We start from the raw sequence: 21,468 nt of genomic DNA, 5'->3' as shown, positions 1-21,468 counted from the left end.
CTCCCGCGAGTCGCACCCTGAGCTCCCGCGAGTCGCGCCCTGAGCTCCCGCGAGTTGGGCCCGACCCGCGAGTCGGTAGATCCGGCAGCGCGAGTCGTGAGCTCCGAATCCGGCTGCCGGCGCCGGGCGGGCCGTGTTGGAATGCCGCCATGCCCGCGCAGGACCATCCCAAGGTGCAGAAGGTGATCGCGGCGCTGCGCGAGGGCGGCGCCGTGGAAGACCACATCGAGCGCATGCGCGTACTGCCCGACGCGGTCACCACGGCCGTTGCGGCTGCGGAGGCGCTCGGCGTCGAGGTCGGTGCGATCGCCAACTCGCTGGTGTTCGACGCCGATGGCGAGCCCCTCCTCGTCCTCACCTCCGGCGCGCACCGTGTCGACACGGCGAAGGTCGCAGGACTCGTCGGCGCGACGGCCGTGCGCCGCGCGAAACCGGACTTCGTCGCGGCTGCGACGGGGCAGGCGATCGGCGGGATCGCACCCGTCGGGCACCCGGCGCCGCTGCGAACGCTCGTGGACCGTGCGCTCGAGCAGTACGAGGAGGTCTGGGCGGCAGGAGGCATCGCCCACGCCGTCTTCCCGTCGACCTTCGCCGAGCTGGTCGCGGTCACCGGCGGCACCCCCGCCAGCGTCGCCTGACCCTCTCACCCCTCGGCAGCTCCCGACTCATAAGAGCCCACAGCGCGACCCGCGGAAGCCCACAACCCGACTCGCGGAAGCCCACAACCCGACTCGCGGAAGCCCACAGCCCGACTCGCGGGGGGCGGGACCGCGGTCAGGGGCGGGGGCGGTCCCAGATCCGCCACCAGGGACGGCCGGAGGTGCCGGACGACGAGCCGTTGCGGCCGAGCATCGCCAGCGCCTCGTCGGCGGTGGGGCGGGCGGCCGGGTCCTCCGTACGCAGCGCCGCGACCAACGACGACAGCGGCTCCTCCGTCGCCCCGGCGAAGGCCAGGGTCGCGCCGAGCCCCCACATGTCCGCCGCGGCCGAGGCGGGGTGCCCCGCGGTCCGCTCCGGCGCGACGACGTCGTGCGGGCCCAGCCGGTCACGGACCGGCACCCCGGCCTCCTCGGCCGGCAGCGCGAGCCCGACGTCGGCGAGCGCGATGCGGCCGTCGTCGCCCAGCACGACCGCGGCGGGACGAACGGCGCCGTGCACGAGCTGCCGGTGGTGGGCAGCGCCCAGGGTGCGCAGCAGGACCCGGGCCGTGGCCACCGCGTCCTGGGTGGCGAGCGGGCCGCCGGAGGCGACGTGGTCGGTCAGCCGCGTCCCGACGGCGAGCTCGGTCACCACGTGGTCGATCCCGCAGTCGGACAGTACGTCGTGCACCGCGAGCAGCCCCGGGTCGGCGAGCGCGCCGATCCGCCGGGCCTCGCGGAGCAACCGCTCACGGAACTGCGCGTGCTCCGCGGGGCTCATGTCGGGGACGTGCAGCTCCTGCACCGCGAGGTAGCGCCCCGTCAGCCGGTCCTCGGCACGCCAGACCGGGCCGAGCAGCCCGGCGCCCAGCCCGTCGAGGACGAGGTAGCGCCCTCCGATCAGTCGGCTCGGGATCACGGCGCCCCGAACCTCACGGTCACCGGCGCATGGTCGGACCAGCGCGTGTCGTAGCTGGGCGCCCGCTCGACGACGGCGTGCTCCGCGCGGGCGGCGAGCCCCGCCGTGGCGAGGACGTGGTCGATGCGCCACCCGGCGTCGTTGTCGAAGGCGCGGCCGCGGTAGGACCACCACGTGTAGGGGCCCTCGACGCCCGGGTGCACCGCGCGCACCACGTCCGTCCAGCCGCTCGCGCACAGCGTGGCGATCCACGCGCGCTCGTGCGGGAGGAACCCGGAGTGCGCGAGGTTGCCCTTCCAGTTGCGGATGTCGGCCTCGGCGGGCGCGATGTTGAAGTCGCCGGCGACAACCATCTCCCGGCCGTCGGCCAGCGCCTTCTCCCGCCGCTCGGCGAGGTGCGCGGCGAAGGCGGCGAGGAAGCGGTCCTTCTCCTCCTGCTTGGGCGTGCCCGCACTGCCCTTGGGCAGGTAGAGCGAGGCGACGGTCAGCCCCGGCAGGTCGACCTCGACGTAGCGGCCCGCGCCGTCGAACTCGGCCGCACCGATGCCGGTCCGCACGGCGACGGGGGCCTCCCGGCTCAGCACGGCCACGCCGTTGCGCCCCTTGGCGGCGGCGGGTTCGAGCGTCAGGTGCCAGCCGGCGGTCGCGGCGAGGAACCCCGCGGGCAGGTCGACGGGCAGCGCGCGCGTCTCCTGCAGGCACACGACGTCGGCCCCGGTCCCGGCGAGCCAGTCCAGGAACCCCTTGGTCGACGCGGCCCGCACACCGTTGACGTTCACGGAGCTGACGGTCGGCACGTCTAGAGCTTCCCGCAGCGCGTCCGGTCATGCGTGACGGGTGTCAGCACGTGCTGCCCGCGGTCGCCGCCAGCCGCTCGTTCACCGCCCAGCGGTTGTCACCGACGAGCTTGCGGAAGCCGTTCTCGATGACGCCGCGCTCGGCGTCGACCTGCTGGCCGGCGCGCAGGGTGTCGACGGGCTCGAACTGGGTGCTGGCGCTGCGGTAGACGTCGAGCGGGGCGCTGCCCTGCACCTCCATCACGCAGCCGGTCTCGCCGGTGGTGCCGGTGCCGCGGAACACGAGCGCGATCACCGCGAGGAGGGTCCCGGCGACCAGCACGAACGTCCAGCCCTTGAAGGACGACGCCTCCAGCTTGGGCACCTTGAACCTCGGCCCCAGCGCCATGATCCCTCCCCGTGACGTCCCTGGGGCTCACCGTAGCGGAGCGGACCCGCCGCCCGGGGGTGTGACGTGCACCGTCGCGGGCATCCGGCACCGACCTCGGCACGCACCAGGACAGGCGTACGGGATAGCGTGTCGGGCGGGAGCGGCGTGCTCCTGTCGTACGGAGCCCCACCAGGCGACACGTTTGCGAGGCGCGAAGCAGCGATGAAGGTCATCTACACCTATACGGACGAGGCGCCGGCCCTGGCGACGCACTCCTTCCTGCCGGTCATCGAGGCCTACGCCGGCAAGGCCGGGATCGACGTCGAGACCCGCGACATCTCCCTGGCCGGCCGCATCCTCGCGCAGTTCCCGGACCGGCTGACCGACGCGCAGCGGGTGCCCGACGCGCTGGGCGAGCTGGGCGAGCTGGCCAAGACGCCCGAGGCCAACATCATCAAGCTGCCGAACATCTCGGCGTCGATCCCGCAGCTCAAGGCGGCGATCAAGGAGCTGCAGGCGGCCGGCTACGCGGTGCCGGACTACCCGGAGAACCCGCAGACGGACGAGGAGAAGGCCGCCCGCGCCGCCTACGACGCCGTCAAGGGCTCCGCGGTCAACCCCGTGCTGCGCGAGGGCAACTCCGACCGGCGCGCCCCGGCGTCGGTCAAGGGTTTCGCCAAGAAGCACCCGCACTCGATGGGCGCCTGGTCGCAGGACTCGAAGTCGCACGTCGCGACCATGTCCGCGGGGGACTTCCGGCACTCCGAGAAGTCCGTGACGATCCCGGCCGGGACCACCCTGTCGATCGAGCACACCACCGCGGACGGCACGAAGACCGTCCTCAAGGAGGGTCTGAAGGTCCTCGAGGGCGAGGTCGTCGACGCCGCGGTGATGAGCGCGTCGGCGCTGAACGCCTTCCTCGCCGAGCAGGTCGCCGACGCCGCCGACAAGGGCGTGCTGTTCTCGGTGCACCTCAAGGCCACGATGATGAAGGTGTCCGACCCGATCCTGTTCGGGCACGCGGTGCGGGCGTACTTCAAGGACGTCTTCGCGCAGTACAGCGAGGACCTCGCCTCCGTCGGCGCGAACCCCAACGACGGCCTCGCCTCCATCCTCACCGCGCTGGAGAAGCTGCCCGCGGACAAGAGGAAGGCGATCGAGGACGCGATCACCGCCGGCTACAGCTCCGGGCCGCGGCTGGCGATGGTCGACTCGTCGCGCGGGATCACCAACCTGCACGTGCCGTCCGACGTCATCATCGACGCCTCGATGCCGGCCGCGATCCGCTCGTCGGGCCAGATGTGGAACGCCGACGACGCCCAGCAGGACACGAAGTTCGTCATCCCGGACTCGTCCTACGCCCCGCTCTACGCGGAGACCGTCGACTTCTGCCGCGAGAACGGCGCCTTCGACCCGACGACCATGGGGACCACCCCGAACGTGGGCCTGATGGCGCAGAAGGCCGAGGAGTACGGCTCGCACGACAAGACCTTCGAGATCCAGTCGGCGGGCACCGTCCGCGTCGTCGACGCCGACGGCGTGGTGCTGCTCGAGCACGAGGTCGAGGCCGGCGACATCTGGCGCGCCTGCCAGACCAAGGACGCGCCGATCCGCAACTGGGTCGAGCTGGCCGTCTCGCGCGCCCGGGCCACCGGCTGGCCGGCGGTGTTCTGGCTGGACGAGACCCGCGGGCACGACGCCGAGCTGATCAAGAAGGTCAAGTCGCAGCTCGCCGAGCTCGACACCGACGGCCTGACCATCGAGATCCTCCCGGTGGCCGAGGCCACCCGGTACACCCTCAAGCGCGCCAAGGCCGGCGAGGACACGATCTCGGTCACCGGCAACGTGCTGCGCGACTACCTCACCGACCTCTTCCCGATCCTCGAGCTCGGGACCAGCGCGAAGATGCTCTCGATCGTCCCGCTGATGAACGGTGGCGGCCTGTTCGAGACCGGCGCCGGCGGGTCGGCCCCGAAGCACGTGCAGCAGCTGGTCAAGGAGAACCACCTGCGGTGGGACTCGCTGGGCGAGTTCCTGGCGCTGGCCGTCTCGCTGGAGTTCCTGGCCGATGCCACGGACAACGCGCGGGCCCGCGTGCTCGGCAAGGCGCTCGACGCGGCCACCGGCACGCTGCTCGAGACCGGCAGGTCGCCGTCGCGCAAGGTGGGCGAGCTCGACAACCGCGGCAGCCACTTCTACGTCGCGCTGTACTGGGCGCAGGAGCTGGCGCGACAGACCGAGGACGCCGACCTGGCCGCGATCTTCGCGCCGCTGGCCGAGAAGCTGGCCGCGGACGAGGAGAAGATCGTCGGCGAGCTCAACGGCGTGCAGGGCGAGCCGGTGGACCTCGGCGGCTACTACTACGTCGACAAGGCCAAGACCGACGCGGTCATGAAGCCGAGCACGACCCTGAACGAGGCGCTCGCCTCCTTCTGACCCGCGACTCCGCCCGTGCGCGGTCGGTGGTGCTCCGGCACCGCCGGCCGCGCACTGCTGTCAGGGGCCGGTCACCGGCCGACGGTCAACGATCCCCGGGTGATCGTGAGGGCGAGCAGGAGCACGGCGATACCGAAGCCGGTGTAGCAGACGACGTCGACCACCCGGCCGCGGATCGCCAGCAGCCCGGCGCGCGGGGGCGGGAGCACGCCGCGCAGCACGGCCGCGACCAGCAGGGACCCGCCCAGCAGCGCGGACCCCTGGCGCCAGTGCTCGGTGAGCACCTGGACCATCCCGGCCAGCGCGATCCCCAGCACCAGCACCAGCGCGCCGTGGACCTCGAACCAGCCGCGGACACCGCCGCGCCCGTGGGCGGCCGGCGGTGGGGCCGGGGAGCCCGGTCCGCCAGGCCCGGGGGGCGGGGCGCCGGGTCCGGGATGCGGGGTGGGCGGCGGGCTCGTCGACGGGCCCGGGGGGCTGACGGACGGCGGGGTCGTCGGCCGCCCCGAGGTGCCGACGGGTGGCGGGCTCGTCGGCGGGCCCGGGGCACCGACGAGTGGCGGGCTCGTCGGCGGGCCCGAGGTGCCGACGGGTGGCGGTAGCGGGCCGACGCGCGCGGGGCCGGGCCCCGAGGGGGCGGGCGCGGGCCGGCGGAGCGGGGCGGTCGGCTCGTCGCCGCCCGGCAGGTCGCCCCGCAGATGCTCGCCGCCGCTCACGCCCGCCATCCTCGCAGAGGCCGGCCACGGCGGGTCGCGCCCGGCCGGCGCGCACCGGCGTCACCCCTTCGTGGCCCGGCCCGACGGTCAGCTGACCAGCCCGTCCACCGTTGCGCCACGAAAGTCGAGGTCGTGATCCGTCCATTCGTAGGGTCCGCCCACGCTGTGACGCCGCGCACAATCGCACCGCCGGCATCCACGGACTCCCCTGCCGGCCCCCACTCGACGAGGAGCACCTTCATGAGCGTGGAAAGCGACGTGCAGGCGGGGGCGCATGCCGCTGCCGAGCCGCAGGCGGCCGCCGCCCCGGCGCCCAACCCGGCCCTGCTGGGCCTGATCACCTTCCTGCCCTCCGGCGTCACCCTGGGCCTGTGGTTCCTCGGGTACCTGGACACCGCCACCCTGCCGGGCGGCATGGTCCCGATCGTCTCGCTCTCCGCCGGGCTGTTCCTGCTGATCTCCGCGGTGTGGGCGGCCCGGGTCGCGGCCAACACGGTGGCGGCGATCTTCGGCGTGTTCTCCGCCTTCTGGCTGAGCTTCGGCCTGCTGCTGACCGGGCTGACCGCGGGCTGGTGGGGGGTGACCGACGCCGCCTCCGTGGCGAGCGTGCAGCGGACCTACCTGCTGTCCTTCACCCTGGTGTTCATCCTGCTGACGCTCGCGACGCTGCGCCTGCCGATGGCCTTCACCGCCGGCTTCGTGTTCGTGGACATCACCTTCGTGCTCGCGTTCCTGGGCGTGAGCACCGGCAACACCGGTCTGTTCCCGGTCGCGGGGATCACCACCCTGATCTTCTGCGCGATCTTCGCCTACATCCTGTTCGACGGCTTCGCCCAGGATCTGGGTGGCCGGCCGATGCCGATGGGCAGCGCACTGGTCAAGTAGCGGCGCCGCACGCGCGACCCGCCGGGCCCGGTCGTCCCACAGAGGACGGCCGGGCTCCGCTGTGTCCGGACCGTGTCCCGGCCGTGTCCGCACCGTGTCCCGAGCCCCGAGATCTACCACCCTTCCGCAGGTCAGAGGCCTGCTGTGTCAGATTGAGAAACCACGACGGACCGATGTGGACGTCAATACGTGTGACGGAGCACACTCCCCGCCCGCGCCAGGGACGCTCCGCGCCCGGATGCCCCACCAGTCTGGAGCGTGACATGAGCACTGAGCACGGACTGTCCGAACCCGTCCTCGACCCGGCGGGCGCCGCCGGCCCCGCGGCGCCCGCCGCCCCGCCCGCACCGACCGGCAACCCCGCCCTGCTCGGGCTGCCCGCCTTCCTCGTCGGCGGGATCGGCCTGACGCTGTACCTGTTCGGCTACCTCCCCGCGGCCGCCGTGGGCACCCTCGTCCCGATGACCCTCCTGGTCTCCGGCCTCGGCCTCCTGGTGGCCGGTGTCTGGGCGATCCGGATCGGGCAGGGCGCGGTCGGCGCGATCTTCGCGGTGTTCGCGACCTTCTGGCTGAGCTACGGCTACCTCGTGCTCTCCCTCGTCAACGACTGGCTGAAGATCCCGGCGGAGAACGTCGCGGCCGCGCAGGCGACCTTCCTCATCGCCTGGCTCGCGGTGTTCGCGGTGCTCACCCTGGCCACGCTGCGCCTGCCGCTGGCCTTCACCGCGCTCTTCGCGCTGGTCACGATCACGGTCGCGCTGGTGCTCACGGCCACGCTGAACGGCTCGACCGGCCTGCTCACCATCGCCGGGATCGTCGCGGCGCTGTTCTGCCTCAACGCCGTCTACATCTTCGTCGACGGCATGACCCAGGAACTGGGCGGACCCGCCCGGTCCATGGGGTCTCCGCTGGTGCGCTGAACCCCGCGTCGCGGGGCTTCCGGTGGACACGGCCCCGGCACGGCTCACCGGAAGTCCCGCGACTTCACCGCGACCCTCAACGGCAGCCGCTGCAACCGGTCCGCCACGAGGTTGAGCACCCCCTCGGGGCTGCGCTCCAGCCGACCGCGCACCAGCAACGCCGCACTGCCCAGGGCGACCGTGCGGTACCGCGCCCACAGCCCCTCCGAACAGGTCACGTTGAGCATCCCGCTCTCGTCCTCGAGGTTCACGAACGTGACCCCGCGGGCGGTCGCGGGCCGCTGCCGATGCGTGACCAGGCCGCCGACCAGGACCCGCGGCGCCGGGTCGTCGGGGTCGAACGGATCGCCCAGGTCGGCCCGCTCCCCCGCGCCGGCCCTCCGGGCCACCCCGTCCAGCCGGTCGATCCGGACCGCCCCCAGCCCGTCGAGCTCCTCCCGCAGATACTGCAGCGGATGGCTGTCCGGGGAGACGCCGGTGGCCCAGACGTCCGCGACGGTCTCCTCGACCTCCGTCATCCCCGGCAACGCAGGCGCCGCCAGCCCGACCGTGCTGCCCGGCAGGTGCTCCGGCCGCACCGCCGCGACCACCCCGGCCGCCCACAGCGCGGCCCGCCGCTCGATCCCGAAGCAGCCGAACGCCCCCGCGGTGGCCAGCGCCTCCGCCTGCGGCCCGGTCAGCTGCACCCGGCGAGCCAGGTCGGCCAGGTCCCGGTACGGGCCGCCGCGCCCGCGCTCGGCCTCGATCTCCTCGGCGAGCTCGGTACCGATCGTGCGGATCTCCCGCAGCCCGGTGCGGATCGCCCACCCGCCGGCGCTGTCCTCGTCCGGCTCGAGGATCGCGGCGGCGCCGCCCACGTTGACGTCCGGCCCGCGGGCCCGCACCCCGTGCCGTCGGGCGTCGGCGACCAGGGACTGCGGGGAGTAGAAGCCCATCGGCTGGGAGTTCAGCAGCGCCGCGCAGAAGGCCGCCGGGTGGTAGAGCTTGAACCAGGAGCTGTAGTAGACCAGCGACGCGAAGCTGATCGAGTGGCTCTCCGGGAAGCCGAAGTTGGAGAAGGCCAGCATCTTCCGGAAGATCGTCTCCGCGATGTCGCCCGGGATGTCCCGCGCCGCCATCCCCGCGAAGAACCGCTCCCGCAGCCGCTCCATCTTCTCCGTGGAGCGCTTCGACCCCATGGCGCGGCGCAGCTCGTCCGCGTCGGCGGCGGAGAAGCCCGCCACGTCGACGGCGATCTGCATGAGCTGCTCCTGGAACAGCGGCACCCCGAGGGTCTTCTCCAGCGCCCCCGCCAGCAGCGGGTGGTCGTACTCCCACTCCTCGAGCCCGTTGCGGCGCCGGATGTACGGGTGCACCGACCCGCCCTGGATCGGCCCGGGCCGGATCAGCGCGACCTCGACCACCAGGTCGTAGAACTCCCGCGGCTTGAGCCGGGGCAGCGTGGCCATCTGCGCCCGGGACTCGACCTGGAACACGCCCACCGAGTCCGCCCGCTGCAGCATCTCGTACACCGCGGGGTCGCTCTCCCCGAGCTCGTGCAGCTCGACCTTCCGCCCCTCGTGCTCGTGGACCAGATCCATCATCAGGTGCAGCGCGGTGAGCATCCCCAGCCCGAGCAGGTCGAACTTGACCAGCCCGGCGGCCGCGCAGTCGTCCTTGTCCCACTGGACGACGGTGCGGTCCTCCATCCGCGCCCACTCCACCGGGACGACCTCGGAGACCGGCCGGTCGCAGATCACCATGCCGCCGGAGTGGATCCCGAGGTGCCGCGGGAAGCCGAGCAGCTGGTCGGCCAGGGCCAGCACCGGCACGGGCAGGTCCTCCGGGACGGTCTCGGTGTCCAGCCCGGTCCAGCGCTCGATCCGCTTGCTCCAGGCGTCCTGCTGGCCGGGTGAGAAGCCCAGCGCCTTCGCCATGTCCCGCACCGCCGACCGGGGCCGGTAGGTGATCACGTTGGCCACCTGGGCCGCGTGCGTGCGCGCGTACCGCTGGTAGACGTACTGGATCACCTCCTCGCGGCGGCCGGACTCGATGTCGAGGTCGATGTCCGGGTAGCCGTCCCGGTCCGGGGAGAGGAACCGCTCGAAGAGCAGCCCGTGGCGCACCGCGTCGACGTTGGTGATGCCCAGCGCGTAGCAGACCGCGGAGTTCGCGGCCGAGCCCCGGCCCTGGCAGAGGATCCCCGCGCGCCGGCAGAACGCCACGATGTCGGCCACGATCAGGAAGTAGCCGGGGAAGTTCTTGGCCTCGATGATCGCCAGCTCGTGCGCCACCATGTCCGCGGCGAACCGGTTCTCCGCGCGGCTGCCGTACCGCTTCGCGACGCCCTGCCAGGTGAGCGCACGCAGCCAGGTCGCATCCGTCTCCCCCGGCGGGACGTCGAAGGGTGGCAGGTCCGGCGCCACCACCTGCAGCTCGAAGGCCAGCTCCCGGCCCAGCTCCGCGGCCCGCCCCACCGCGCCCGGGTAGCGCTTCCCGAAGCGCGCCGCCATGGCCGCGCCGCCGCGCAGGTGGGCCCCGCCGGCCGCGGGCAGCCAGGGGTCCGCCTCGTCGAGCCTGCGCCGGGCACGCACCGCCGCCAGCGCCGACGCCAGCGGGAACCGGTCGGCGGTGGCGTAGTGCGCCCCCGTGGTGGCCACGGTCGGGACGCCGGCCTCGGCGGCCAGCGCGGCCAGCAGGTCGTTGCGCTCGGTGTCGGTGGGCAGTCCCTGGTGGGTGAGCTCGACGGCCACGTTCTCCCGGCCGAACCGCTCCACCAGCCCGCGCAGCGCCTCCGCGGCCGCCGGGGGCCCACCCGTCCGCAGCGCCTGCTGCACCGTGCCCTTGCGACACCCGGTGAGCGCGACGACGCGGCCGCGAGTGTCCTCGACGACCTCCACCGGGTCGTACACCGGGCGGCCCTTCTCCGCCCCGTGCAGCTGTGCCGCGCTGATCGTGCGGCACAGCGCCCCGTAGCCCTCCGGCCCGCGCGCGAGCAGCAGCAGGTGGCTGCCCTCCGGGTCCGGCACGCCGTTCTGCGGGGCGGTCAGCCCGACGCTCAGCTCCGCGCCGAAGACCGTGCGCACGCCCAGCTCGCGCGCGGCCTCGGCGAAGCGGACCACCCCGTACATCCCGTCGTGGTCGGTGAGGGCGATCGCCTCGAGACCGAGCTCGTGGGCCCGTTCGACCAGCTCCTCGGGATGGCTCGCCCCGTCGAGGAAGCTGAAGTTGGAGTGGCAGTGCAGCTCCGCGTACGGGACGGTCGCCTCCGCCGGCGCGGCCTGCACGGCCGGCGGCTCGTACGGCTCACGCTTGCGCGACCAGGCCGGCGAGTCGCCGCCGTCGGCCTCCGGGCCGCCGCGCAGGCTCGAGCCGACGCGCCCCGACAGCGCGGCCTCCAGCTCCCGCCAGGTGACGTCCGGGTTGCTCCATCCCATGCCCCGGAGCGTACTCGAACATCTGTTCTAAAGAACGGCCGCGACGGAGTTGTCCACAGGTAGGAACGGCTCGACCGCGGCGCGCACCGCCGCCCTGGGCCGGGCCCCGACGACCTGGGTGACCACCCGCCCGTCGACATACAGGCTCAGCGTCGGCATGCCCATCACGCCCGCGGCCGCGGCGGCCCTCGGCGAGTCGTCGACGTCGAGCGCGACGATCTCCAGGCGCCCCGCCAGCTCGGTCGCGAGCGCGGCCAGCACCGGCTTGATCATCCGGCAGGGCGGGCACCACGTCGCGGTGAAGTCGACCAGCACCGGCCCGGACGCGCGCAGCACCCGGGTCTCGAAGGTCTCGTCGGTCACGGTCTCGATCACGGTTCCTCCAGGGTCAGTTCGCACCGGGGCACCGGCGCGCGCTCGCGCAGCGCGGCGTGCAACTGCGCCTCGAGCTCGGCACGCACCGCGCCGAGCCGGGCGAGGGACGCGTCGACCTCGGCGAGCTTCTGCCGGTACACCGCGATCGAGTCGGCGCAGCTCGCGCCGCTCGGATGGCCCGCACGCAGGCACTCGACGAAGGGCCGCGTCTCCTCCAGGGACAGGCCCAGCCCGACCAGTGCGCGGATCTCCGCGACCGCCCGCAGGTCCTCCTCGCCGTAGGTCCGGTAGCCGTTCGCCCGGCGCCGCGCGGGCAGCAGCCCGAGCTCCTCGTAGTGCCGCAACGCCCGGGGGCTCACCCCGGCCCGCTCCGCCAGCTCGCCGATCCGCATCGACGTCCCCCTTCCGCCGGCGACGCTAGACCTTGCCGCCGACGTGAACGCCACTCTCGACTGGCGGATCCACCGATCACTCCCCATGATCCGGGAGAGGGACCCTCGATCGGAGGTTCATGGTCGACCACCGTCACGGGGCGCCACACGCCGGGATCATGCGTACCGGCCTCGCCGCACTGCTCGCAGGCGTTGCGGTGGCCTGCTCCGCCGCCGCGCCCACGTCGTTGACCCCCGCGCCGTCCGCCTTCTCCGACCAACTGGTCGCGAAGGTCAGCGGGGACGGGACGCTCGCCCGGCTCACCGAGCTGCAGCGGATCGCCGACGCGAACGGCGGCAACCGGGCCACCGGGCGTCCGGGCTACGACGCGAGCGTGGACCACGTCGCCGAGGTGCTGCGCGCAGCCGGTTTCGACGTCACCACACCGACGTTCACGTTCCGGGACACGCAGTACCGCAACGTGATCGCGCAGACCCGCACCGGCGACCCCGGCCAGGTCCTCCTCGCCGGGGCCCACCTCGACTCGGTCCGCGACGGCCCCGGGATCAACGACAACGGCACCGGCGTGGCGACCCTGCTGGAGATCGCGACGAGGATGGGCGGCTCGCCGCCGATCGGCCGCGCCGTCCGCTTCGCGTTCTGGGGCGCCGAGGAGCGCGACTTCGAGGGCTCGCAGGGCTACGTCGACTCGCTCTCCGACGCCGACCGCCGGGCGATCGGGCTCTACCTCAACCTCGACATGACGGCCTCGCCGAACGCGGGCTACTTCGTGCAGGGCGACGAGCCGGCCAGCCGCGACCTGGCGGCGCGGCTCACCGCGCTGGGTGCCGCGCCGGACACCATGGAGTTCGACGGCACCTCGGACTACGCGGCGTTCGTCGAGGCCGGGATCCCCAGCGCGGGCCTGCTGGCGGGCGACGAGCAGGTCAAGACCGCCGAGCAGGCCGCGAAGTGGGGCGGCCACGCGGGCCAGGTGTTCGACGACTGCTACCACACGGCCTGCGACACCCTCGACAACGTCGACCGCACCGCCCTGGACCGCTTCGGCGACGTCACCGCGGGCACCCTCGCGAGCCTGGCGGGCTCGCCCTCCTGAGAACCGTCCACCGGACGACGCCGGCCGGGCCGCTCCCCAGCCCCCGACCGGCGTCATCCGGGCCTGCCGGCGGCGCGGTACCGGGGGCTCCCCAGCGACCCGTCGCGCGCGTCCGGCGGTCGTCGGGGCTCCGTCACCAGCTCCGACGACGTCCGTGATGGTGAGATCAGTCCACTCCCACCACCTGAGAACCACCTGTGCTGAGCCCGTGCGGCAGCCGTGGACCCGGGCGGATCCGCCCGAGCCACCCGATCGGGGCGATCGGCACACACCGCGTCCATGCCGGACACTGAGCGACCGGACGGTGGCAGAGGGGGAACCATGCGGGGACGACGACTGGTGGTGACGGCGACAGGGGTCGCGGCGCTCGTGCTCGGGGGGTGTTCCTCTGCGCCCACCGCGCCCGCACCGCCCCCTGCGACGGCAGTGGCACCCGATCCGGGCCTGCCCGCCCGGCTGACCGCCGCCGTGAGCGGCGACGGCGCTTTCGCCCGGCTGGAACGGCTGCAGCAGATCGCCGACGCGAACGGCGGCAACCGTGCCCTCGGCACCCCCGGCTACGACGCCAGCGTGGACTACGTGGCCCAGACGCTGCGGGACGCCGGCTTCGCCGTGGACACCCCGACCTTCGACGTGCGCGCCTTCTCCGTGGAGGACCAGCGGCTGACGGTCGGGGGCCGCACCGTGGACTCCGCCGTCCTGACCTACTCCCCGGCCACGCCGGCGGGCGGGATCACCGCCCCGCTGCACGTCGTGGCCCAGGACGCGACCTCCGGCTGCGAGCCCGAGGACTTCGCCGGCATGCCGACCGGGGCGATCGCGCTGGTCAAGCGGGGCACCTGCCCCTTCGGCGCCAAGTCCCAGAACGCGAAGAAGGCGGGTGCGGCCGGGCTGGTCGTGGCGAACACCGAGGACGCCCGGCTCGACGGCACGCTCGGCGACTCCACCGACACCGTGCCGACCACGGGCGTGAGCGCCTCGGCGGGCGCCGACCTCGCGAGGAAGAACGGCACCCCGGTCACCCTGCTGATGGCCACCACGACCCGCGACACCGTGAGCCGCAACGTGATCGCGCAGACCACGACGGGGGACCCGGACCGGGTCGTGATGGCCGGGGCACACCTCGACTCCGTGCCGGCGGGACCGGGGATCAACGACAACGGCACCGGCACGGCCTCGCTGCTGGAGCTCGCCACCGCACTCGGCCCGACGCCGTCGGTGGCCAACGCCGTCCGGTTCGCCTGGTGGGGCGCCGAGGAGTCCGGGCTGGTCGGCTCCACCCGGTACGTCGAGGGGCTCTCGCCCGCGGACGCGCAGAAGATCGCCCTGTACGTGAACCTGGACATGGTCGGCTCGCCGAACGCCGGCTACCTCGTCTACGACGGCGACGACTCGGACAAGCAGGGCGCGGGTCCGGGCCCCGAGGGCTCGGCGACCGTGGAGCGGGTGCTGCTCGACCAGCTCTCCGCCGAGGGCGTGCAGGGATCGGGCACCGACTTCGACGGCCGCTCCGACTACGGCCCGTTCATCGCGGCCGGCATCCCCTCGGGCGGCCTGTTCACCGGGGCCGAGGAGCGCAAGTCGGCGCAGCAGGCCCAGCAGTGGGGCGGCCAGGCGGACCGTCCGTTCGATGCCTGCTACCACCAGGCCTGCGACACCGTGGCCAACGTCGACCGCACGGCGCTGGACCGCAACGTCGACGCCCTCGCGGGCGCGGTCGGCCGGTTCGCGCTCGACCTGAGCGGGGTGCCCCAGCGGCAGTCGTAGCGGTGGCCGCGGTGGTCGCCGGGCCGGTCGTCGGGCGGCCGGGCGTGGCCGCGTCAGTCGTAGATGCCGGTGACCCACCATCGCTCCTCCCGGTGCAGCAGGAGCAGGGCGACCCCGTCGGCCAGCTCGACCTGCAGCCGTGACCCCGTGAGGCCGTCGGTCGACCACCAGCGCCGACGCACCGGCCAGGGCCCCGCCCACTCCCGGACCTCCCGCGGCGGGTGCCCGGCGAGCAGGAGCCGGTCCGGCTCGGCGTCGAGCAGATCGGCCTCGTGCAGGCCGACGGGCCGGCCCTCGGCGGTGTGCAGCTCGACCGGAATGGGCTCCTCCGGCACGGTCGCCGGCGAGGGCGCCGGAAGCCGGCCCGGCCAGGCGGGAACGGGATCGCGCGCCGCCCTGCCGGTGCGGATCGGCCGCGAGCGGCCGGGCCTGCGGGCAGCCGGTCCCTGCGTCGCGGTCGGGGCCGTGCCCCGGAGCGCGGCCTCGGGGGCGTCGGGCGCGAAGCCGCGCGGGGTCTCGCGCGGGAGCGGGCCCGGCTCGAGGACCGGGTCGAGGACGGCCACCGGCTCCCCGCCGACCACCCGCAGCCCGGCCGACGGGCCGTCGGGGTACGGGCCGAACCCCTCCACCGGCGGCTCGGCGGGCGGACCCTCGAGGGGACCGGCGGCCCGGGAACCGGGCTCGCGGTCGTCGCCCCACGGGACGTACCGGACCCGCTCGTCCGGGTCCCGGCCACCGGCGAGGACCGCGGTGACCACGGACTCCGGGCCGAGCAGCGCCTGGACCCGGACCAGCGCGCGGCCGGCCCGCTCGTCCGCCTCGCCGACGTCGCCCCACAGGCCGAGCTGCAGCGCCCCGGCGGTGACCGTCTCCTCCGGGGTGAGCCGCAGCTCGACGACGGCGCCGGAGCCGCCCCGGGTCAGCCACGCGTCGAGCTGCCAGCGCACCCGGTCGACCGTCCCGGCCGGGGTGAGCGGCTCGGCGCAGCGCCACACCCGCAGCAGCTCCTCCCCGCCCTCCGTGCGCGCCCACACGCCCAGCCGGGTGCAGGACAGGCCGTGCCCGGCCAGCGTGCGGTGCAGCCGTTCGGCCAGGGCGCGGGCGGCGAACGCGGCCGCGTCGACCCGCGTGACGGGCGGGTCCAGCTCGATCGCGACGGCGAGCTCCTCGGGCGGGCGGCGGCGCACCGGCGGACGCGGGTCCAGGCCGCGGGCGAGCCGGTGGGCGAGGACGGCGTCGGCGCCGAACCGGGAGGCGACGTCCGCCTGCGCCAGCGCGCCGAAGGCACCGAGGCTGCGCAGGCCCAACCGGCGCAGCAGGTCGACCAGCTCGGAGCGGTCGGCGTCGGGCTCGCGGTCGAGCTCCTCCACCCCGAGCGGGGCGAGGAACTCCGCGCTGCGGCCGGGCTCGACGCCCACCCCGCGGCGGGCGGCCAGCACGGCGGCGAACAGCCCGTCGGCGAACCCCGTCTGACACTCCACCCCGGTACACGCGGCGACCTGGTCGATCAGTCGCTCGGCCGCCTCGCGCTCACCGCCGAAGAACCCCACCGGGCCCCGCGCCGGGAGCGCCAGCAGACCCGGCCGGACCACCTCCACCCCCGGGGCCAGCTCCTCGACGGCGACGACCACCGGCTCGAACAGCCGCGCGTCCCGGTCCGCGTCCGGGGCCAGGACGGCGAGCTCGGGGCACCGCGCCTGGGCGTCCCGCCGGCGCAGCCCGCGCCGCACGCCGGCCGCCCGCGCCCCCGCCGAGCAGGCCACCACACGGTTGGCCAGGAAGACCGCGGCAGGGCGGTGGGCAGGGACGTGCGCGGCCTGCATCGCCGCGGTCACGGGCCAGTCCGGCGACCACAGCGCCAACACCCGCTCGTCGGGCTCGGCCATGGGGGTCCTCCCGGGGGTGGTTGCGGAGCTGAGACGCCAGGTCGTGTGATCGCCGTCCGGGACACATCCCGGCCACGGGTGGCTCCGGATGGTCCGGCACGGTGATCACCGGGGGACGGCCGCTGACTTCGCAGGCACCAGCTCGTGATCGCCGAACGGGACCCATCTCGGCCACGGGTGGCTCTGTACGGTCCGGCACGGTGATCACCGCCGATGCTGGCCGCAGGCACCGGCTGGTGATCGCCGAACCGGACCCATTCCGGCCACAAGAGGCTCTGAACGGTCCGGCACGATGATCACCGGAGTTCCGCCGCTGAGCTCGCAGGCACCAGGCCTGATCGCCGAACGGGACCCATTCCGGCCACGGGTGGCGCGCGATGGTCCGGGACAACGATCACGGGTCTGCCCCGGACCTGTGATCGCCGCCCGGGCCACATTTCGGCCGTGGGTGGCGCCCGACGGCCCGAAACGGTGATCGCGGTCGGAGGCCCCCTCCCGGGTGCTCACGAGACCGCCGCCCGGGCCCCGGGGACCTCCGCCGGCTCGTCGACCGTGGTCGCGTGGCGGATCTCCTCGCGCGGCGCGACCGCGCCCCCGGGCCCCGGGAGCAGGAGCTCCGTCTCGCGCCCGGACGCGCCCGTGCCGCGGCCGGTCGACCGCACCACCGCGCACCGCGAGCGCAACCGACCCGCCCCGCGCGTGGCGCCCCACCACTCCGGCCGCGAGCACCCGAGGACGAGATCGGCGCCCGGCCAGGAGCCCAGGGCGAGCAGCACCGCACCCCGCTGCCGGGCCCGCGCCGCCAGTCGTTGCCGGTCGCCCGCGCGCACCCCCGCCCGCTCGGCGCCCGCGACCACGACGAGGTCCAGCCCGTCGAGCAACGCGGCGGTGACGGCGACGAGGTCCGCACCCGGCCGGGGCACCAGCGCGAGCCGTTCGAGGCGGATCCCGGCCTCCGCGGCGGCGACCGCGCCGAGCCCGGGCGCCCCGATCACACCCGCCCAGGCGCCCTCGGCCGAGGCCTCGCCGAGCAGCCCGAAGAGCAGGGACGTCGATCCCGGGCCGGTCGTGACCGACACCGTGGAGCCGCGTCGCAGCCCACCCCCGGGCAGCAGCGGGGCCAGCGGGGCCGCGACCGGGAGGATCCGCCCGTCGTCGCCCGGGGTCGGGGCGGCCCGGGCCGCGGCCGACCGGTCCTCCATCCGGCGCAGCAGCCCCCGGGCCGTCGCCAGCCGCTCGGCGGCGCTCTCCCCTGCCGTTCCCGACGCCGACGCACGACCGGGCCGGACCGGACGCCCCGTTCCGTGGACCCGTCGGTTCCGGGCACGGGCGTCGGCGGGCGGGCGGCCGCTCCCCACGATCACGCCGGCCTCCGGATCCTCGCCCGGCCCGTGTTCCGGTCCGTGTTCCAGTCCGTGCTCCGGCCCGTCGACCGGCCAAGGATCCGGATCGAACGCCCAGGCCTCACTCACGCCGCACCGCCACCGCCCGGGCTCGGAAGGGCTCACCTGGTGCAACCAGGTGACCGACGCCCTGGGCGAGGCCTGGGACGCCGAGCTGGAGGCCTGCCGCTTCGCCGGCGGCGCGCCGGCGTTGGTCGCGAGGAGGCGGAGGCACGAACTCCGCACACTCTCTGATGCAGTCGCACACCTCGTCGACGGTCTGTGCGGCGCTGCTTCGGGTGTGCGAGCGGGCCGGAGCGGGTGTGCCGGGGCGAAAGGGGTGCGCGGCCTGCCGACTGATCGCCGCGGAGTGGAGGTGCGCAGCCTGCTGACCGATCCCCGCGGCGTGGAGGTGCACAGGCCACCGGTCTGCCGCTGCAGTGTGGAGCAAGTGTGCGAGGTTGTGGGGTGGGCGTGCGAGGTGCGGAGGTGTGGCAAGTCGGAACTGCTGCCGGCAGGGACGCCGCGGCCACCGCACCTGCACCGGTGCCGCGCGCGACACCGGCTCACGACTTGATGGGACACGGACGGCGCGGGCAACCTGACGGCAGCTCACGACACACCTCCCCCGCACGACGAACCACGTCGCGGGGAGACGACGTTCGAACCTTTGTTCGAACTCTATCCCAGCCCTGCGGCGCCCTCAACCCGCGCTCGGCTGGATCCTGCGGGCGCTGAGCGGTGATCGTTCCGAGCGGAACCTCAGCGCGGAGTCGACCGCAGCAGCGTGCCCCTCGCAGCGATCACCGACAGCATGATCACTCCGAGCGCAACCGCACGGCTCCCGCCAGAACAGCAACGCCATATTCAGAACGACCATGCACTGGGGCCGGTGCGCACCCCCACAAGATCGGCCCGAGCGCGACCGCACAGCTGTCGCTACAACGCCTGCGTCACGCTCCGAACGATCAATACCCGGGCCGGCGCTCACCCACCCGCACGATCATCCCGAGCGTGACCGGACGGCTCCCGCTGCAACGACAGCGTCACGCTCAGAACGATCATCGACGGACCAATCGACCCGAGCCCATCCAACATCGCTACGAGCGCTACTGCACCACTGCCGTCACAGCCGCAGCGTCACGCTCGGAACAATCAAGGGCGGCGAGCCCGGGTCAGTGCGCGAAGTGCCGGGTGCCGGTCAGGTACAAGGTCACGCCCGCCTCCGCGGCGGCGGCGGTCACCTGGTCGTCGCGGATGGAGCCGCCCGGGTGCACGATCGCCTTGACCCCGCCCTCGACCAGCACCTCGAGGCCGTCGGGGAAGGGGAAGAAGGCGTCGGACGCCGCGACCGCGCCGCGCGCCCGATCCCCGGCCCGGGTGACTGCGAGCCGGCAGGAGTCGACCCGGTTGACCTGCCCCATCCCGACGCCGACGGCCGCACCGTCCGACGCGAGCAGGATCGCGTTGGACTTCACCGCGCGGCAGGCGCGCCAGGCGAAGGCCAGGTCGGCGAGGGTCTGGTCGTCCGCGGCCTCGCCGGCGACCAGCTTCCAGGAGGAGGGGTCGTCGCCCGGGGCGTCGACGGCGTCGCGCTGCTGCATCAGCAGTCCGCCGCTGATCGGCCGGATCTCGGCGCCGCGCCGGGCGACCTCGCCGTCGATCCGCAGCAGCCGGATGTTCTTCTTCGACTTCAGGATCTCGAGCGCCTCGGGCACGAACCCGGGAGCCACGACGACCTCGGTGAAGATGTCCTTGACCTGCTGCGCCATCTCCACGCTGACCTCGCGGTTGGTGGCGATCACGCCGCCGTACGCGCTGACCGGGTCGGTGGCGTGGGCCTTGCGGTGGGCCTCCGCGACATCGGCACCCACCGCGATCCCGCACGGGTTCGCGTGCTTGATCACCGCGACGGCAGGCCGGTCGCCATGGTCGTGCGCGGCGCGCCAGGCGGAGTCGGCGTCGACGTAGTTGTTGTAGGACATCTCCTTGCCGTGCAGCTGCTCGGCGCGGGCCAGCCCCGACCCGCCGGCCTCGGAGGTGTAGATCGCGGCGGCCTGGTGCGGGTTCTCGCCGTAGCGCAGGGTGGCCTTACGGGTCCACGTCGCGCCCGCCCACTCCGGGAAGGCCGACTCGCCGCCGACCAGCACCGATCCCATCCAGGAGGCGACGGCGACGTCGTAGGCCGCGGTGTGCCGGAAGGCCTCGGCCGCGAGCCGGCGCCGGTCCTCCAGCACGAACCCGCCGGCCGCGATCTGCTCGAGCGCCCAGGCGTACTTCGCCGGGTCGGTGATCACCGCGAGGCTGTCGTGGTTCTTCGCCGACGCCCGGACCATCGCGGGCCCGCCGATGTCGATCTGCTCGACGCACTCGTCCGGCGTCGCGCCGGAGGCCACGGTCTCGGTGAACGGGTAGAGGTTCGAGACGAGCAGGTCGAACGGCGCGATCCCCAGCTGCTCGAGCTGCTCGAGGTGCTCGGGCTTGCGGGTGTCGGCGAGCAGGCCGGCGTGCACGCGCGGGTGCAGGGTCTTGACCCGGCCGTCGAGGCACTCGGGGAACCCGGTCAGCTGCTCGACGGGCGTGACGGGCACTCCCGCGTCGGCGATCCGCTGCGCGGTGGACCCGGTCGAGACGATCTCGACGCCCGCCGCGTGCAGGCCGGTGGCCAGGTCGAGCAGCCCGGCCTTGTCGTAGACGCTGATCAGGGCCCGCTTGACCGGCCTGCGTTCGCTCACTGGACACTCGCCTCTCGGTTGCACAGCGTCTTTCCGTTACACAGCGTCGCGACGGTCGCCACCAGCAACCGGCGCTCCGTGATCTTGATGCGTTCGTGCAGCTCGGCCTCGGTGTCGCCGGGCAGCACTGGCACGGCCTCCTGGGCCAGGATCGGCCCGGTGTCCACGCCGGCGTCGACCAGGTGGACGGTGGTCCCGGTGACCGTGACGCCGTGTGCGAGCGCGTCGCGCACTGCGTGCGCCCCGGGGAACGCGGGCAGGAGCGCCGGATGGGTGTTGACGATCGGTCGGCCGATGCCGTCGAGGAAGGGCGCGCCGAGGATCCGCATGAAGCCCGCGCTGACGACGAGATCCGGCCGGTGCTCCAGGACGGCGGCCAGCAACGCGCGATCCCAGGCCGGACGATCCGGGTGCTCGGCGGGGCGCACCGTGAACGAGGGGACTCGTGCGCGGGCGGCCCGGTCCAGCGCCTCGACGCCCGGACGGTCGGTCCCGACGGCCACGACCTCCGCCGGGTAGGCCGGGTCGCGCGCGGCGTCGAGCAGCGCCTGCAGCAGGGTTCCGGAGCCCGAGGCGAGCACCACCAACCGGAGGGGCGCGGGTAGGCCGTCCCGCGACGGGGGCTGTGCGCTCGTCGGGGCGGGCACGGATCTCCTCGGGGCGGCTCTGACGGACCCCTCCAGCCTAGGCCGCGACGACGGTCACAGCGCGAGGACCTGCCCCGATCCGGTCAGCGG

The 21,468-nt window shown here is 74.2% G+C and carries 17 protein-coding genes; 6 read left to right on the top strand and 11 right to left on the bottom strand.

The genetic code is table 11. From position 1 onward, the window contains the following. Positions 1-149 precede the first annotated feature (149 nt). Positions 150-638, top strand: a complete 489-nt coding sequence (locus LWC33_RS22955; RefSeq protein ID WP_233306501.1) for a YbaK/EbsC family protein — start codon at positions 150-152, stop codon at positions 636-638. Positions 639-774: 136 nt separating this feature from the next. Here the strand turns inward: LWC33_RS22955 and LWC33_RS22950 are convergent, their stop codons facing one another. The 3 genes from LWC33_RS22950 to LWC33_RS22940 all read right to left on the bottom strand — a co-directional run bounded on the left by LWC33_RS22950 (position 775) and on the right by LWC33_RS22940 (position 2,742). Further along, positions 775-1,557, bottom strand: a complete 783-nt coding sequence (locus LWC33_RS22950) for a protein kinase domain-containing protein (protein ID WP_233306500.1) — start codon at positions 1,555-1,557, stop codon at positions 775-777. After that, complete coding sequence (locus tag LWC33_RS22945; RefSeq protein ID WP_372476676.1) at positions 1,554-2,336, bottom strand: exodeoxyribonuclease III; 783 nt, start codon at positions 2,334-2,336, stop codon at positions 1,554-1,556. The genes LWC33_RS22950 and LWC33_RS22945 overlap by 4 nt, the downstream gene beginning before the upstream one ends. A 61-nt stretch (positions 2,337-2,397) precedes the next feature. Next, a complete protein-coding gene (locus tag LWC33_RS22940; RefSeq protein ID WP_233306498.1) occupies positions 2,398-2,742 on the bottom strand; it encodes a hypothetical protein in 345 nt (114 codons plus the stop codon). Between the two features lie 204 nt (positions 2,743-2,946). Between LWC33_RS22940 and LWC33_RS22935 the strand changes: the two genes are divergently transcribed. Beyond that, positions 2,947-5,160, top strand: coding sequence for an NADP-dependent isocitrate dehydrogenase (locus tag LWC33_RS22935; protein ID WP_233306497.1), 2,214 nt, complete (start codon positions 2,947-2,949; stop codon positions 5,158-5,160). A 71-nt stretch (positions 5,161-5,231) separates the two neighbouring features. Here the strand turns inward: LWC33_RS22935 and LWC33_RS36210 are convergent, their stop codons facing one another. Further along, positions 5,232-5,876: a DUF3017 domain-containing protein gene (locus tag LWC33_RS36210; RefSeq protein WP_308190994.1), complete on the bottom strand. Its 645-nt coding sequence runs from the start codon at positions 5,874-5,876 to the stop codon at positions 5,232-5,234. Between the two features lie 240 nt (positions 5,877-6,116). Between LWC33_RS36210 and LWC33_RS22925 the strand changes: the two genes are divergently transcribed. After that, positions 6,117-6,761: an acetate uptake transporter family protein gene (locus LWC33_RS22925; RefSeq protein WP_233306496.1), complete on the top strand. Its 645-nt coding sequence runs from the start codon at positions 6,117-6,119 to the stop codon at positions 6,759-6,761. Between the two features lie 263 nt (positions 6,762-7,024). After that, a complete protein-coding gene (locus tag LWC33_RS22920) occupies positions 7,025-7,681 on the top strand; it encodes a GPR1/FUN34/YaaH family transporter (RefSeq protein ID WP_233306495.1) in 657 nt (218 codons plus the stop codon). A gap of 44 nt (positions 7,682-7,725) precedes the next feature. Here the strand turns inward: LWC33_RS22920 and LWC33_RS22915 are convergent, their stop codons facing one another. Genes LWC33_RS22915 through LWC33_RS22905 form a run of 3 tightly spaced genes read right to left on the bottom strand, consistent with a single transcriptional unit; the run spans position 7,726 to position 11,864 of the window. Next, complete coding sequence (locus LWC33_RS22915) at positions 7,726-11,097, bottom strand: error-prone DNA polymerase (protein ID WP_233306494.1); 3,372 nt, start codon at positions 11,095-11,097, stop codon at positions 7,726-7,728. Between the two features lie 27 nt (positions 11,098-11,124). Continuing rightward, on the bottom strand, positions 11,125-11,472 hold the full coding sequence (locus LWC33_RS22910) for a thioredoxin family protein (RefSeq protein WP_372476675.1): 348 nt from the start codon (positions 11,470-11,472) through the stop codon (positions 11,125-11,127). Beyond that, the gene (locus LWC33_RS22905; protein WP_233306493.1) at positions 11,469-11,864 is read right to left on the bottom strand and encodes a MerR family transcriptional regulator; all 396 of its coding nucleotides are present in this window, start codon (positions 11,862-11,864) and stop codon (positions 11,469-11,471) included. Before LWC33_RS22905 ends, LWC33_RS22910 begins: the two co-directional genes overlap by 4 nt. A gap of 158 nt (positions 11,865-12,022) precedes the next feature. Here LWC33_RS22905 and LWC33_RS22900 point away from each other — a divergent pair, with 158 nt between their 5' ends. After that, on the top strand, positions 12,023-12,961 hold the full coding sequence (locus tag LWC33_RS22900; RefSeq protein ID WP_233306492.1) for a M28 family peptidase: 939 nt from the start codon (positions 12,023-12,025) through the stop codon (positions 12,959-12,961). A gap of 426 nt (positions 12,962-13,387) precedes the next feature. Continuing rightward, positions 13,388-14,728 carry a M28 family peptidase gene (locus tag LWC33_RS22895; protein ID WP_233306491.1) on the top strand — a complete coding sequence of 447 codons (1,341 nt, stop codon included), beginning with the start codon at positions 13,388-13,390 and terminating at the stop codon, positions 14,726-14,728. A gap of 53 nt (positions 14,729-14,781) precedes the next feature. Here the strand turns inward: LWC33_RS22895 and LWC33_RS22890 are convergent, their stop codons facing one another. The 4 genes from LWC33_RS22890 to purN all read right to left on the bottom strand — a co-directional run bounded on the left by LWC33_RS22890 (position 14,782) and on the right by purN (position 21,378). Beyond that, a complete protein-coding gene (locus LWC33_RS22890; protein WP_233306490.1) occupies positions 14,782-16,614 on the bottom strand; it encodes a Y-family DNA polymerase in 1,833 nt (610 codons plus the stop codon). Between the two features lie 503 nt (positions 16,615-17,117). Further along, a complete protein-coding gene (gene imuA' / locus LWC33_RS22885; protein ID WP_308190993.1) occupies positions 17,118-17,978 on the bottom strand; it encodes a DnaE2-dependent mutagenesis accessory factor ImuA' in 861 nt (286 codons plus the stop codon). 1,193 nt (positions 17,979-19,171) lie between these two features. Next, complete coding sequence (purH, locus tag LWC33_RS22880; protein ID WP_233306489.1) at positions 19,172-20,731, bottom strand: bifunctional phosphoribosylaminoimidazolecarboxamide formyltransferase/IMP cyclohydrolase; 1,560 nt, start codon at positions 20,729-20,731, stop codon at positions 19,172-19,174. Further along, positions 20,728-21,378 carry a phosphoribosylglycinamide formyltransferase gene (purN, locus tag LWC33_RS22875; protein ID WP_233306488.1) on the bottom strand — a complete coding sequence of 217 codons (651 nt, stop codon included), beginning with the start codon at positions 21,376-21,378 and terminating at the stop codon, positions 20,728-20,730. Before purN ends, purH begins: the two co-directional genes overlap by 4 nt. Positions 21,379-21,468 lie beyond the last annotated feature (90 nt).

The organism is Pseudonocardia terrae (genome assembly GCF_021343995.1).
GTDB classification, from domain to species: domain Bacteria; phylum Actinomycetota; class Actinomycetes; order Mycobacteriales; family Pseudonocardiaceae; genus Pseudonocardia; species Pseudonocardia terrae.
This window is presented reverse-complemented; position numbering and strand designations above follow the sequence as displayed.

Excerpts from the sequence above, each read along its gene's own strand:
- LWC33_RS22935 (WP_233306497.1), top strand. The coding sequence starts at position 2,947 with ATGAAGGTCATCTACACCTATACGGACGAGGCGCCGGCCCTGGCGACG.
- LWC33_RS22900 (WP_233306492.1), top strand. The coding sequence starts at position 12,023 with ATGCGTACCGGCCTCGCCGCACTGCTCGCAGGCGTTGCGGTGGCCTGC.
- LWC33_RS22890 (WP_233306490.1), bottom strand. The coding sequence starts at position 16,614 with ATGGCCGAGCCCGACGAGCGGGTGTTGGCGCTGTGGTCGCCGGACTGG.
- LWC33_RS22955 (WP_233306501.1), top strand. The coding sequence starts at position 150 with ATGCCCGCGCAGGACCATCCCAAGGTGCAGAAGGTGATCGCGGCGCTG.
- LWC33_RS22920 (WP_233306495.1), top strand. The coding sequence starts at position 7,025 with ATGAGCACTGAGCACGGACTGTCCGAACCCGTCCTCGACCCGGCGGGC.
- LWC33_RS22905 (WP_233306493.1), bottom strand. The coding sequence starts at position 11,864 with ATGCGGATCGGCGAGCTGGCGGAGCGGGCCGGGGTGAGCCCCCGGGCG.
- LWC33_RS22915 (WP_233306494.1), bottom strand. The coding sequence starts at position 11,097 with ATGGGATGGAGCAACCCGGACGTCACCTGGCGGGAGCTGGAGGCCGCG.
- LWC33_RS22940 (WP_233306498.1), bottom strand. The coding sequence starts at position 2,742 with ATGGCGCTGGGGCCGAGGTTCAAGGTGCCCAAGCTGGAGGCGTCGTCC.
- LWC33_RS22925 (WP_233306496.1), top strand. The coding sequence starts at position 6,117 with ATGAGCGTGGAAAGCGACGTGCAGGCGGGGGCGCATGCCGCTGCCGAG.